The organism is Micromonospora sp. NPDC000089, assembly GCF_042899365.1.
GTDB lineage: Bacteria > Actinomycetota > Actinomycetes > Mycobacteriales > Micromonosporaceae > Micromonospora.
Map to the genome: position 1 here is coordinate 41368 of NZ_JBIAZT010000004.1, position 12527 is coordinate 53894.

The window sequence follows — 12527 nt, forward strand, 5'->3', positions numbered from 1 at the left end:
CACTCCATCAGGGACGGTCACTATGCCGACGCCCCGCGGCGCGCCACGCCGGCGGGCGGCGGCGACCGGCTGCCATCTCCTGCGGAAGGGCGGACGATGCGACGGTGGCTCGTGGCGCTGGCGCTGGCCGGCGCGGCGACGATGCTGGGCGGGTGCGTGCCGCACCGCGCCGACGGCGATCTGGTGGACGACTGGCCGGCGCTGCCCGTACCGGCGATGTTCGTGCCGGCCACCGACGCCTGCCTGCCCCGGATAACCGCGGTCGTGCAGGCCGGCACCTACGAGACCGTGAGCTGCGCCCGCAGCCACCTCGCCGAGGCGGTGCACGTGGGCACCTTCACCGGCGCCGCCGCGGGCGGCACGCGGCCCGAGCCGGGCTCGCCCGCGCTGCGGCCGGCACGCGCCGAGTGCGACCAGCGCGCCCGGGAGGTGATCGGCGGGGACTGGCACGCGGCCCGACTGACGTTGAACATCGCCCTGCCGTCCGCCCAGGCCTGGAACGGCGGCGCCCGCTGGTTCCGCTGCGACCTCAGCGAGACCGACAGCATCGACAACACCCGCCCGGTCAACCGGACCGGCAGCCTGCGCGGCGCGCTGGTCGGTGACAACCCGCTCACCCACCGCTGCTTCGACCCGAAACTGATCGGCGACAACCTCAACTACATGGCGCCGGTGCTGTGCACCGAGCCGCACCGGGCCGAGTTCGTCGGCGTCTACGTCGAGCGGGACCTGAGCTGGGCCGAGTTCCTCCGGATCGACCAGCAGGTGCACCGGCGCTGCATGGCGCTGATCGCCCGCTTCGCCGCGGTGCCCGACAACAGCGACCTGCCGTACCGCGCGGGCTCGATCTTCTATCCGCCGTCGCGGCGCGAGTGGGACGAGGGCGACCGGGGCATCCGGTGTTTCCTGTGGAGCGACGACCGGAAGCTGACCCGCTCGATGCGCGACGCCGGGCCCAAGGGACTCCCCGCGATCTGAGCCTCGGTGCCGTATGCTGCCGCTCCGTGGCTGCCCGCTGCGGCCGAGGTGGTGGCGAGGTGGAAAGGTCGGTGCCATGCGGCGCTGGTGGACGGCGGTCACGATCGGCGCGCTGACGGCCCTGGCGCTGTCCGGCTGCGGCGCGCCGGTCGGGGTGGACCGGAACCTCACCGACGACTGGCCCGCGCTGGCCGCGCCGCGCGGCTTCGTCCCCACGGTGGGAGCGTGCCACCCGGGCGTGTCGGACGTCGGCTACCTCAGCGGCTGGAACCCGGTCGACTGCGCCGGGCCGCACCGGGCCGAGACCGTGCACGTGGGCACGCTGCGCGGCGCCGACGCCAGGCCGACCACCCCGCCGGCCGCCGGCTCGCCCGCCGTCCGCACCGCCCGCGCCGACTGCGACCGGCAGGTCCGCCGGGTGGTCGGCGCGGACTGGCGCTCGGGGCTGCTGGCCCTGTCGCTGGTCCTGCCGTCCGCGCCGGCCTGGGGCGGCGGGGCCCGCTGGTACCGCTGCGACCTGGTCGAGCTGCGCAGCCTCGACGAGCCGGCCGCCAACACCCGCACCGGCAGCCTGCGCGGCGCGCTGGCCGGGAACGGCCCGCTGAAGCTCGGCTGCTTCAACCCGACGGTGCGGCAGGACGACGTCGAGGCGATGGTCCCGGTCGCCTGCACCGCGAAGCACCACGCCGAGTTCGCGGGCGTGTGGCAGGCCCCGGACGTCAGCTACGCCGCGTTCACCCGGGACCGCACCCCGGTCCACCGCGGCTGCCAGGGCGTGATCGCGCGCTACACCGGCGTAGCGGACAACAGCGACCTGCCGTACCGCGCCGGCTCGATCTTCTACCACCCGTTCGAGCGGGAGTGGCGCGCCGGCAACCGCGGCGTGCAGTGCTTCCTCTGGGTCGGCGACCGGACGCTGACCCGCTCGCTGCGCGCCGCCGGCACCCGGGGCCTGCCGGCCCGCTGACCCACCGGCCCCGGCGACGGGAGACGGTGGCCGCGGGCCGGACCGCCCGCGGTCAGCCGCGGCGCAGCACCGCGAGGAACATCGCGTCGGTGCCGTGCCGGTGCGGCCAGAGCTGCACCGTCGGCCCGTCACCCAGCCCCGGCATGCCGGCCGGCAGCAGCGTACGCGCGTCGACGAAGTCGGCCGGCACCTCGGCCCGGCGGGCCGCCTCGGTCACCGTCACGTGCGTCTCGACCGTGTGCGGCGAGCAGGTGACGTACGCGACCAGCCCGCCCGGCCGAACCGCCCGCAGCGCCGCGGCGAGCAGCTCCCGCTGCAACCGGGTCAGCGGCGGCAGGTCGGACGGCTGCCGGCGCCAGCGGGACTCCGGCCGGCGGCGCAGCGAGCCCAGCCCGGTGCACGGGGCGTCCACCAGCACCCGGTCGAAGTGCTCCTCGGGCAGCTTCGGGTCGGCCCCGACCGTCCGGCCGTCGGTGTGCAGCACGGTGACCGGCAACCCCCGGGTGGCCTGGGCGACCAGCCGGGCCCGGTGCTCGGCGACCTCGACCGCGGTCAGCCGGGCATCGCGCTGCGCGGCCAACGCGCCGAGCAGCCCCGCCTTGCCGCCCGGGCCGGCGCACAGGTCGAGCCAGCGCCCGTCCGGGCCGTCCAGCGGCGCGGTGGCCAGCGCGTTCGCCACCAGCTGCGAGCCCTCGTCCTGCACGTGCGCCCGGCCGTCGGCCAGCGCCGGCAGGTCGCCGGGCGCGCCGCCGGACAGGTAGACCGCGTACGGGGAGAAGGCGCCCGGGGCGCCGCCCGCCTCGTCGGCCAGCTCGACCGGGTCGGCCAGGCCGGGTCGGGCGCACAGGTGCACCGGGGGCCGCTCGTTGTCCTCGATCAGCAGCCGGGTGGTCTCGCCCAGGTCCCCGCCGAGCGCGTCGGCGAAGGCCCGGACGATCCAGCGCGGGTGGCTGTACGCCAGGGCGAGGTGCCCCAGCGGGTCGCTCTCCATCGACGGGGCGAGCTTCGCCACCCAGCCGTCGGAGTCCAGCGTGGCCACCTCGCGCAGCACGGCGTTGGCGAAGCCGGTGGCGCCCGGGCCGACCGAGCGGACCAGGTCGACGGTCGAGGAGACCGCGGCGTGCGCCGGCACCCGGGTGTGCAGCAGCTGGTACGCCCCGAGCCGCAGCGCATCCCGCACCGGCGGGTCGATCCGCCCGACGTCCCGGCCGGCCGCGTCGGTGAGGATCGCGTCCAGCGTGCCGGTGTGCCGCAGCGAGCCGTAGGTCAGCTCGGTGGCGAAGGCGGCGTCCCGACCGGTCAACCCCTCCTCCCGCAGGATCGACGGCAGCACCAGGTTGGCGTACGCGTCGTCGCGGTGCACCGCCGCCACGGCCTGGTACGCCGCGTGCCGGGGCAGGTCCACCGCCGGCCGGGCCGGGCGGAAGCTCCGCCGCTCGGCGCCGAAGCCGCCGCGCTGGGGCCGGTCGCCGCGCGGGCCGCCGGAAGACCGCTCGCCCCGGTCGCCGTACCGCCGCTCGGGCCGTTCGGTGCGGTCGCCGTGGCGGCGCTCGGGCCGTTCGGCGCGATCGTCGTGGCGGCGCTCGGGCCGTTCGGCGCGATCGTCGTGGCCGCGGTGGCCGCCGGAGGGCCGCCCGGCGCGGTCGTCGGTGGGCCGCTCGGGGCGGTCGCTCGGGGCCGTCACGCGAGCTCCTCGCCGGCGCCGACCCGGACGCCGCGCGCCCAGTCGGCCGCCGGCATCGCCTTCTTGCCGGCCGCCCGGACCTCGCCCAGGCTCACCGGCAGGGTGGCCGTGCCGGCCAGCACCCGGGAGCGCTCTACCAGCAGCTCGCCCGGCTTGAGCTCGGGGCCGTTCGCCACCGGGGTGACCGGGCCGAGCTTGACCCGCTCGCCCCGGAAGGTCGTCCACGCCCCAGGCGCCGGGGTGCAGGCCCGGATCCGCCGGTCCACGGCGAAGACCGGGTCGGTCCAGCGCACCCGGGCGTCCTCGACGGTCAGCTTGGGCGCCAGCGACACCCCGTCAGCCGGCTGCGGCTCGGCCCGGGCGGCGCCCGCCTCGATCGCGTCCAGGACGGCGACCAGCAGGCCGGCTCCGGAGTGCGCCAACCGCTCCAGCAGGTCGCCGGAGGTGTCGGTGGGGCGGATCTCGTCGGTCAGCGTGCCGAACACCGGGCCGGTGTCCAGCCCCGCCTCCAGCTGGAAGACGCTGGCGCCGGTCAGCTCGTCGCCGTGCAGCACAGCATGCTGCACCGGTGCCGCGCCCCGCCAGGCGGGCAGCAGCGAGAAGTGCAGGTTGATCCAGCCGTACCGGGGGATCTCCAGCGCGGCCGGCGGCACCAGCGCGCCGTACGCGACCACCGGGACGCAGTCGGGGGCAAGCTCACGCAGCCGGTCGAGGAAGTCGGGCTCGCGGGGACGGGCCGGGGTGAGCACCTCGACGCCGTGCTCGTCGGCCCAGGCGCCGACCGGGGAGCGCAGCAGGCCGCGGCCTCGGCCGGCGGGCGCGTCGGGACGGGTCACCACGGCGCTCAGCTCGTGCCGGGAGGCGGCGACGGCGGCCAGGGCGGGAACGGCGACGGCCGGCGTGCCGGCGAAGATCACACGCACCGGCCGGTCACCGACCCAGACCGAAGGGGCTGCCCGCGCCGTGCGGGTTGAGCTTGACCGTGGGCGGGGCGGCGGCGTCGTACCACTCCGCCTGGCGGATCGCCTTCATCGCCTCCTTGCGGCCGGCCGGGTCCAGCCGGTCGACGAAGAGCACCCCGTCGAGGTGATCGGTCTCGTGCTGCACGCAGCGCGCCATCAGGCCGGTGCCGACGATCTGCAGCGGGTCGCCGTAGCCGTTGAAGCCCTTGGCGACCACGTTCTGCCGGCGCTTGGTGTCGAAGTAGAGGCCGGGGATGGACAGGCAGCCCTCCGGGCCGTCCTGCTCCTCGGCGTCGGGGAACTCCAGCACCGGGTTGACCAGGTGGCCGAGCACGTCGTCGACCTCGAAGGTGAACACCCGCAGGCCCACGCCGAGCTGGGGCGCGGCCAGGCCGGCGCCGCTCTGCTCGCGCATCGTGTCGGTGAGGTCGGCGATGAGCTTGCGCAGCTCGACGTCGAAGTCGACGACCGGATCGGCCGGCGTGCGCAGCACCGGGTCCCCGAACAGACGGATGGGCTGGACGGTCACTCGGTGTGGCTCCTTCGCTGGGCGGACTGCTGCCGTACCAGTCTACGGAGTGCCGGAGACCGCTCCGGCCGGCGTACCGCGATCCGGGTCCGGCACCGGCGCACCCACGGTGACCGGGAGGGTGGCGTACCCCCGCAGGGTCAGCCGGACCCGGCGTTCCGGCTCGCCGGCGAGGGCCAGCCCGGGCAACCGCCGCAGCAGTAGCGGGAAGGCCACCTGCGCCTCCAGCCGGGCCAGCGCGGCCCGTAACTCCGCGAGGGCGTCGGCAGGATCCATGGCCGGCCTCCCCGATTCGGACCCGAGCCCCCATTCTGCTCCGCTCCGGTCGATCCGCCGATCCCGTACGGGCGTGGTCAACCCGGTACGCCGGCATGCTCCCGGCGCGGCGATCGCGGTCAACTCCACCCCGGAGGACACCTTCGAGGCAGCGGCCCGGTGGATGGAGACACCCGGCCAGCGGGCGACCCGCTGGCCGCGCGGACGAGCAGTCGGCGACTGGTTTCCCAGCAGCCGGTCAGGCGCTGCCCGGTTCCCCCGCCAGCACGGTGCCGCCGAGCAGGGCGTGCTCGGGCAGCGGCAGGCTGGTGCCGTGGGCGGCCTGCCAGTCGTAGACCAGGCCGGGGCGCACGTGCGCGGCGAAGTAGTCGACCGCGCTCATCCCGCCCGCCACCGGCTCGTCGACCTCGGCCACCAGCTGGGCCGGCACCAGGCGGAAGCCGTTCTGCAGCGCGGCGCTGAGCCGGCGGTGGCCGTCGACCACGAAGAAGTACTCGCCGGTGTAACCGATCCGCAGCGGCTCCAAGCCCTCGTCGCCGGCCTCGGCGACCTCGCCGACGAACTCCGACTCCCACAGCCCGCGCAGCGTGGCGATGTCCTCGGTCGGGTAGACCCGGGCCGGGTCGAGCAGCAGCAGCGGGGGCGCCGCGCGCAGCACGTCGGCGCCGAGCCGGCCCTCGTACGCGTCGACGATCCGCTCGATCACCTCGGTCGCCGGGGCGCGGGTGGTGTCGCAGACCAGGTCGTAGTTGCGCAGCCGGGCCTTGTCCACCCCGTACCGGACGATGAACCGGTTGCGCTCGCTCTCGCTGCGCTCGCGGAGCTTGGCCGTCGCCTCCTCCAGCGAGGTGTAGCTCTCGGCCGGGCCGGACGGGCGGGCGAGCACCCGCCGGGCCGCCTCACCCGGCTCCGTGATCATGTGCACCTTGAGCGCATGGGTGAAGAAGTGCCAGGCCAGCCGGGAGTCCATCACCAGCGACTCGCCGGAGGCGGCGATGTCCCGCTGGAGCTGGTCGACGTAGCCGTCCACCGCCTGGTCCAGCTCCGCGTGCAGGTTGAGCTGCAGGGCGGTCATCTGCCGCTCCTGGGCCATCTGCCGGTACAGGTCGCCGACGCTGACCCGGCGCAGCCCCAGCCGCTTGGCGATCTCGACGGAGACGGTGCTCTTGCCGCTGCCGAGGTCACCGTTGAAGACGATCGATTGACGAACGGTCACGACTGGTCCACCCCTGCTCACCGGCTGATTGACATCATCGATCTGGCGTCGGGTCGAGGCGCTCCACCGAATTTCGCGCCATCCGTGCGCCCGGGCATGACGGGCGATGCTATCACGCACCGGCCAGCTGTTTACCGGACGCGGTGTGCGACGCCTCGATGACCACCCCCGCCGCGGACCCCCGAGCCGACGCCCTGAGCGGGTCGTGAGCCGGGTCTCAGAACAGGCTGAGCGGGTCGACCTGGAGGCGGACGGGTTCGGCCGCCTTGCGCGCGCTGCGCGCGCCGGCGGCCAGGTGCAGCGCCTCGGCCAGGGCGGCGGCGCGGGCCCGCGGCACCCGGACCAGCAGCCGTTCCCGGTCCTCCTCGGCCGGCACCGGGCCGAGCACCTCCGCGTCGTCGGGCAGCCGCGCCTCGGCCAGCAGGTCGGCGACCGCCGCGGCCGGGCCGGTGACGCTGGCCATCTTCATCGCCGGAGGGAAGCCCAGCTCGCGCCGCTCGGCCAGCTCCCGGGCGGCGAACCAGCCCGGGTCCCAGCGCAGCAGCGCCTGGACCGGGGCAAGGGCGCCGTCGGCCACCACCACCACCCGGCCGCCGGCCGGCGCCGGCCGGGCCAGCGCGGCGGCGGCCAGCCAGCGGCGCAGGGTCTCCTCGCCGGCGCGCAGGTCGGCCCGGGTGAGCAGGGCCCAGGCGTCCAGCAGCAGCACCGCCCCGTAGCCGCCCTCGGCGACCGGCTCGGCGCCCGGGGTGGCGATCACCAGCCCGGCGCCGCCGGGGACGGTGGCCAGCACCTCCTCCCGTCCGGACGTGCGCACGGGCACGCCGGGAAACGCCCGACCCAGCTCCTCGGCGGTACGCCGGGCGCCGGTCACCGAGGCGCGCAGCCGCCGCCCGCCGCACTCCGGGCAGGCGTACGCGGCGGCCACCCGGCCGCACCAGCGGCAGGCCGGCGTGCCGGTGGCCGAGGGCAGCGCGAGCGGGCCGGCGCAGTGCGGGCAGCGGGCCGGGGTGCGGCACTGGGCGCAGGCCACCGAGGGCAGGTAGCCGCGGCGGGGCACCTGCACCAGCACCGGGGCGTCGGCCCGCAGGGTGTCCCGCGCGGTGGTCCAGGCCAGGCTGGGCAGCCGGGCGGTGGCCGCGCCGGGGTCGCGGGCCAGCTGCGGGTCGTCGCCGGTCGGCGCGATCGACGGGGTACGCGCCCGCAGGGTGGCCCGGTCCGCGGCCACCTCGTGCGCCCAGCGGGTCTCCACCAGCAGCTGGGCCTCGGCCGTCCGGGTGAAGCCGCCGACCAGCGCTCCCGCGTCGACCAGCCGGGCCCGGGTGAGCAGCACGTCCCGGGCGTGCGGGTACGGGGCACGCGGCTCGGCGTGCAGGTCGTCGCCGTCGTCCCAGATCGCCACCAGCCCCAGGTCGGGCACCGGGGCGAACATGGCCGCCCTCGTGCCGATCACCACCGGCACCTCGCCCCGGCTGGCGGTCAGGAACGCCCGGTACCGCCGGGCCGGGCCCAGCGCGGCGGAGAGGCAGGCGTGCCGGCCCGGCCCGAGGACGTCGGTCAGCGCGGCGTCCAACCGCTCCAGGTCCCGGGCATCGGCGACCACGACCACCGCGCCCCGGCCGCCGGCCACGGTGGCGGCCACCGCGTCGGCGTACCGGGCCGGCCAGTCCTCACCCGGCAGGCCGGACCAGACCGCCCGGGGGGACCGTCCGGCGGCGAGCGCCCGCAGGTACGCCGGCCCGGCCGGGTAGTCCCGCCAGCCACGCGGGTCGGGGGCGCCCTCCACGGGCGCGGGTTCGGCGGGCGGGGCGGGCGTCGGGCGGGGTTCCTTCTCCACCCGGGCGTGCCGGGGCGGGACGGCGAGCCGCAGCACGTCGGCGAGGCTGCCCGCGTACCGGTCGGCGACGGCCCGGGCCAGCGCGGCGATCTCCGGGGTCAGCACCGGCTCCGGCGAGACGACCTTCTCCAGGTACGCCAACCGCGGATGGCTCGACTCCTCGACCCGCTCCAGCAGCCAGCCGTCCACCAGCTGCCCGGCGAAACGGACCTTGACCCGGACGCCGGGCACCGCCTCGGCGTCGAGGTTCGCCGGGACGAGGTAGTCGAAGGGGCGGTCCAGGTGCGGCAGCGGCACATCCACGCAGACGCGAGCGACCGGCGACCCCGGTGCGGGTCGCCGGTCGCCGTGCCTGGTGCCGGTCAGGCTCCCGCGGCCGACTTGAGGTCGGCGGCCCGGTCGGTGCTCTCCCAGGTGAGATCCGGCAGCTCCCGGCCGAAGTGGCCGTACGCGGCGGTCTGCTGGTAGATCGGGCGGAGCAGGTTCAGGTCGCGGATGATGGCGGCCGGGCGCAGGTCGAACACCTCGGCGACGGCCTTCTCGATCGAGGCGACCGGCACGGTCTCGGTGCCGAACGTCTCGATGAAGAGGCTGACCGGGTGCGCCTTGCCGATCGCGTACGCGACCTGGGCCTCGCACCGCTCGGCCAGGCCGGCGGCGACCACGTTCTTGGCGACCCAGCGCATCGCGTACGCGGCCGAGCGGTCCACCTTCGACGGGTCCTTGCCGGAGAAGGCGCCGCCGCCGTGCCGGGCGTACCCGCCGTAGGTGTCCACGATGATCTTGCGGCCGGTCAGGCCGGCGTCACCCATCGGGCCGCCGATCTCGAACCGGCCGGTCGGATTGACCAGCAGCCGGTAGCCGTCGGTCTCCAGACCCAGGCCCTCCAGCTCCGGCGCGATCACGTGCTCCCGCACGTCCGGCGTGAGCAGCGAGTCCAGCGAGATGTCGGCGGCGTGCTGGCTGGACACCACCACGGTGTTCAGCCGGACCGGTCGCAGGCCCTCGTACTCGATGGTGACCTGGGTCTTGCCGTCCGGCCGCAGGTACGGGATGGTGCCGTCCTTGCGCACCGCGGAGAGCCGGCGGGCCAGCCGGTGCGCCAGCGCGATCGGCAGCGGCATCAGCTCAGGCGTCTCCGAGCAGGCGAAGCCGAACATCATGCCCTGGTCGCCGGCGCCCTGCGCGTCCAGCGCACTCTCCGACGAGCCGGTCCGCAGCTCGAAGGCGTTGTCGACGCCCTGGGCGATGTCCGGCGACTGGGAGCCGATGGAGACGCTCACGCCGCAGGAGGCGCCGTCGAAGCCCTTCTTCGACGAGTCGTACCCGATGCCGAGGATGGTCTCCCGGACGATGGTCGGGATGTCGGCGTAGGCCTTCGTGGTGACCTCACCGGCGACGTGCACCTGACCGGTGGTGATCAGGGTCTCCACGGCGACGCGGCTGTGCGGGTCCTGCGTGAGCAGGGCGTCCAGAATGCCGTCGCTGATCTGGTCGGCGATCTTGTCCGGGTGGCCTTCCGTGACCGATTCGGACGTGAAGAGACGTGTCACGGCACTCCTAAGCATGTGGAAACTCTCTAACGGTCGCTCCGCGGCAGTTTAGCCATCGCGGGCCGTATCCGGGTCGGGCGATTCAGTAAGTGAGCAGAAATCAAGCAGGACCGGGCAGGCGGGCGACCACGAGATTCCAGACGTCGTCGGCCAGGTCCTCCTTGGCGCGCTCGGTCAACCGGGCGACCGAGCCGTCCGCACCGATCACGGTCGCCGCGTTGGTCTCGGCGCCGAAGACCCGGTCCACGCCGACCTCGTTGACCACGACCAGGTCGGCGCGCTTGCGGGCCAGCTTGGCCCGCCCGTTGGCCTCGGCGTCCCCGGTCTCGGCGGCGAAGATGACCAGCACCTGCTCCGGGCGGCGGCGGGCGCCCAGCTCGGCGGCGATGTCCGGGTTGGTGACCAGCTCGATCGTCGGCACGCTGCCGTCGTCGGTCTTCTTGATCTTGCCGGGCGCGTAGGCCGCCGGGCGAAAGTCGGCCGGAGCGGCCGCCATCACCACCGCGTCCGCGTCGGCGGCCGCCTCCAGGGTGGCCTTGCGGAGCTCCTCGGTGGTGCCCACCCGGACCAGGTCGACCCCGGCCGGGTCGGCGAGCGCGACGTTGGCCGACACCAGGGTCACCCGGGCACCCCGGGCGACGGCCGCGCGGGCGAAGGCGTACCCCTGCTTGCCGGAGGACCGGTTGCCGAGGAAGCGCACCGGGTCCAGCGGCTCCCGGGTGCCGCCTGCGGTGACCACCACGTGCCGACCGGCCAGGTCGGCGGGCGCCTCGACGCCCCGGGCCAGCGCCCGGCGGGCGACCGCGAAGATCTCCGCCGGGGCGGGCAGCCGGCCCTTGCCGCTGTCGGCCCCGGTCAGCCGGCCCACCGCCGGCTCGATCACCCGCACGCCCCGGGCGCGCAGCGTGGCGACGTTGGCCACGGTGGCGGGGTGCTCCCACATCTCGGTGTGCATGGCCGGGGCGAGCAGCACCGGGCAGCGGGCGGTCAGCAGGGTGTTGGTCAGCAGGTCGTCGGCGAGCCCGTGGGCGGCCTTGGCGAGCAGGTCGGCCGTGGCCGGCGCGACCACCACGAGGTCGGCGTGCTGGCCCAGCCGGACGTGCGGCACCTCGTGCACGTCGGCCCAGACGTCGTCCGCGACCGGCTGCCCGGACAGCGCGGCCCAGGTCGGCGCCCCGACGAAGCGGAGCGCCGACGCGGTCGGCACGACCCGGACCCGGTGGCCGGACTCGGTGAGCAGTCGCAGCAGCTCGCACGCCTTGTAGGCGGCGATGCCACCGCCGACTCCGAGGACGATCTCGGCGGACATCGGCGGGCCGGGTTGTTACGGCTGGTCGGTCGGCTCGGCGGTGAGCAGGCCCGCGTTGATCTCGCGCATGGCGATGGAGAGCGGCTTCTCCTGCGGGGTGGTCTCCACGAGCGGGCCGACGTACTCCAGCAGGCCCTCACCGAGCTGGCTGTAGTAGGCGTTGACCTGGCGCGCGCGCTTGGCGGCGAAGATCACCAGGGCGTACTTCGAGGTGGTCTTCTCGAGCAGCTCGTCGATCGGCGGGTTGGTGATGCCTTCGGGGTTGGCGATGGATCCCACGAAATACCCTCTGCGTCTGAAGTGTCCGCGCGAGCGCGGCTGGTCGCTCAACCGCGCAGGCGCGGCGGGGCGGGGGCCAGATAGGAAGAACCGAGCAAGCCTACCAGTTCGTCGGCGGCGCGCTCGGTGCGGTCGTTCGTGACGGTGTGTCCGGCGATGGCGGGTGCGGCGTCGGCGACCGGCGCGGCCCGGCCGGGCGGCACCAGCAGCACCACCCGCGCGTCGGGCAGCTCGGCCCGGACGGCGAGCGCGCCGGACAGGTCGATCGGCAGCAGCACGGGGTGCCCGTCGGCGAGCCGGGAACACAGCGGCTCGCGGGCCGTGCCCCGGCGGAACGGGCCGATCCGGGACCACTCCAGCAGCTCGCCGGCGGCCACCATCCGGTCGAAGCCGGGCCCGTCCCGGAAGACCCGGTCGACGCCGTCGACCTCCCCGGGGCGCGGTGCCCGGGTGGTCACCGGGACGGAGACCCACACGAACGGGAAACGCGCCCGGACCACCTCGACGACACCGCCCCGACCGGCACCCGAAGGGCCGGTCAGGACGGTGAGCCGGGCCGCCGGGCGCGCCTCGCCATCCGTGCTCACCGCTTGTTTCTACACGCTGCCGCGGTCAGTTGGCGGCGAACTCTCCAAGCAGCGCCTTGCGCTGCTGCTCGCCCAGACCGCGCAGCCGACGGCTGTCGGCGATCTTGAGCTTCTCCATGATCTGGGTCGCCCGGATCTTGCCGATGCCCGGCATCGACTGCAGGACGGCCGAGACCTTGAGCTTGCCGACGACGTCGTCGGACTCAGCCCGGTCGAGCACGGAGGCGAGCGTGATCTTGCCCTGCTTGAGCTGCTCCTTCAGCTCAGCACGGGCCTTGCGGATCTCCGCGGCCTTCTCCAGCGCGGCAGCGCGCTGCTCGGGGGTCAGTGACGGGAGCGGCACCAGTTCTCCT

The 12527-nt window shown here is 75.4% G+C and carries 12 protein-coding genes and 1 pseudogene; 2 read left to right on the plus strand and 11 right to left on the minus strand.

Annotated features, from left to right (window positions below; all coding sequences use genetic code 11):
- The first annotated feature begins 96 nt into the window (after positions 1 to 96).
- On the plus strand, positions 97 to 978 hold the full coding sequence (locus tag ACFY3U_RS09735; RefSeq protein ID WP_387197824.1) for a septum formation family protein: 882 nt from the start codon (positions 97 to 99) through the stop codon (positions 976 to 978).
- A 76-nt stretch (positions 979 to 1054) separates the two neighbouring features.
- Positions 1055 to 1945, plus strand: a complete 891-nt coding sequence (locus ACFY3U_RS09740; protein WP_387197826.1) for a septum formation family protein — start codon at positions 1055 to 1057, stop codon at positions 1943 to 1945.
- 52 nt (positions 1946 to 1997) lie between these two features.
- Here ACFY3U_RS09740 and ACFY3U_RS09745 read toward each other — a convergent pair whose 3' ends face one another.
- From ACFY3U_RS09745 to mihF, 11 genes and pseudogenes are all read right to left on the minus strand, one after another.
- The gene (locus tag ACFY3U_RS09745) at positions 1998 to 3629 is read right to left on the minus strand and encodes a transcription antitermination factor NusB (RefSeq protein WP_387197829.1); all 1632 of its coding nucleotides are present in this window, start codon (positions 3627 to 3629) and stop codon (positions 1998 to 2000) included.
- Positions 3626 to 4552, minus strand: coding sequence for a methionyl-tRNA formyltransferase (gene fmt, locus ACFY3U_RS09750; RefSeq protein ID WP_387197832.1), 927 nt, complete (start codon positions 4550 to 4552; stop codon positions 3626 to 3628). The genes ACFY3U_RS09745 and fmt overlap by 4 nt, the downstream gene beginning before the upstream one ends.
- Positions 4553 to 4559: 7 nt before the next feature.
- The gene (gene def / locus ACFY3U_RS09755; protein ID WP_387197835.1) at positions 4560 to 5120 is read right to left on the minus strand and encodes a peptide deformylase; all 561 of its coding nucleotides are present in this window, start codon (positions 5118 to 5120) and stop codon (positions 4560 to 4562) included.
- A 42-nt stretch (positions 5121 to 5162) separates the two neighbouring features.
- Positions 5163 to 5369: pseudogene (locus tag ACFY3U_RS09760) on the minus strand (cytochrome P450); the annotation flags it as partial.
- A gap of 265 nt (positions 5370 to 5634) precedes the next feature.
- Positions 5635 to 6612 carry an AAA family ATPase gene (locus ACFY3U_RS09765; protein WP_387197838.1) on the minus strand — a complete coding sequence of 326 codons (978 nt, stop codon included), beginning with the start codon at positions 6610 to 6612 and terminating at the stop codon, positions 5635 to 5637.
- 217 nt (positions 6613 to 6829) lie between these two features.
- Entirely contained in the window at positions 6830 to 8749 is a 1920-nt protein-coding gene (locus ACFY3U_RS09770; protein ID WP_387197841.1) for a primosomal protein N', read from the minus strand.
- Positions 8750 to 8808: 59 nt separating this feature from the next.
- Positions 8809 to 9999, minus strand: coding sequence for a methionine adenosyltransferase (metK, locus tag ACFY3U_RS09775; RefSeq protein ID WP_387197844.1), 1191 nt, complete (start codon positions 9997 to 9999; stop codon positions 8809 to 8811).
- Positions 10000 to 10099: 100 nt separating this feature from the next.
- Complete coding sequence (gene coaBC, locus ACFY3U_RS09780) at positions 10100 to 11308, minus strand: bifunctional phosphopantothenoylcysteine decarboxylase/phosphopantothenate--cysteine ligase CoaBC (protein WP_387197847.1); 1209 nt, start codon at positions 11306 to 11308, stop codon at positions 10100 to 10102.
- A gap of 15 nt (positions 11309 to 11323) precedes the next feature.
- Positions 11324 to 11587: a DNA-directed RNA polymerase subunit omega gene (gene rpoZ, locus ACFY3U_RS09785; protein WP_007075826.1), complete on the minus strand. Its 264-nt coding sequence runs from the start codon at positions 11585 to 11587 to the stop codon at positions 11324 to 11326.
- Positions 11588 to 11634: 47 nt separating this feature from the next.
- Positions 11635 to 12174 (minus strand): guanylate kinase, encoded by a 540-nt coding sequence (locus tag ACFY3U_RS09790; protein ID WP_387197850.1) that lies wholly within the window; start codon positions 12172 to 12174, stop codon positions 11635 to 11637.
- 25 nt (positions 12175 to 12199) lie between these two features.
- Positions 12200 to 12517 (minus strand): integration host factor, actinobacterial type, encoded by a 318-nt coding sequence (gene mihF / locus ACFY3U_RS09795; protein ID WP_387197853.1) that lies wholly within the window; start codon positions 12515 to 12517, stop codon positions 12200 to 12202.
- Positions 12518 to 12527: the final 10 nt, after the last annotated feature.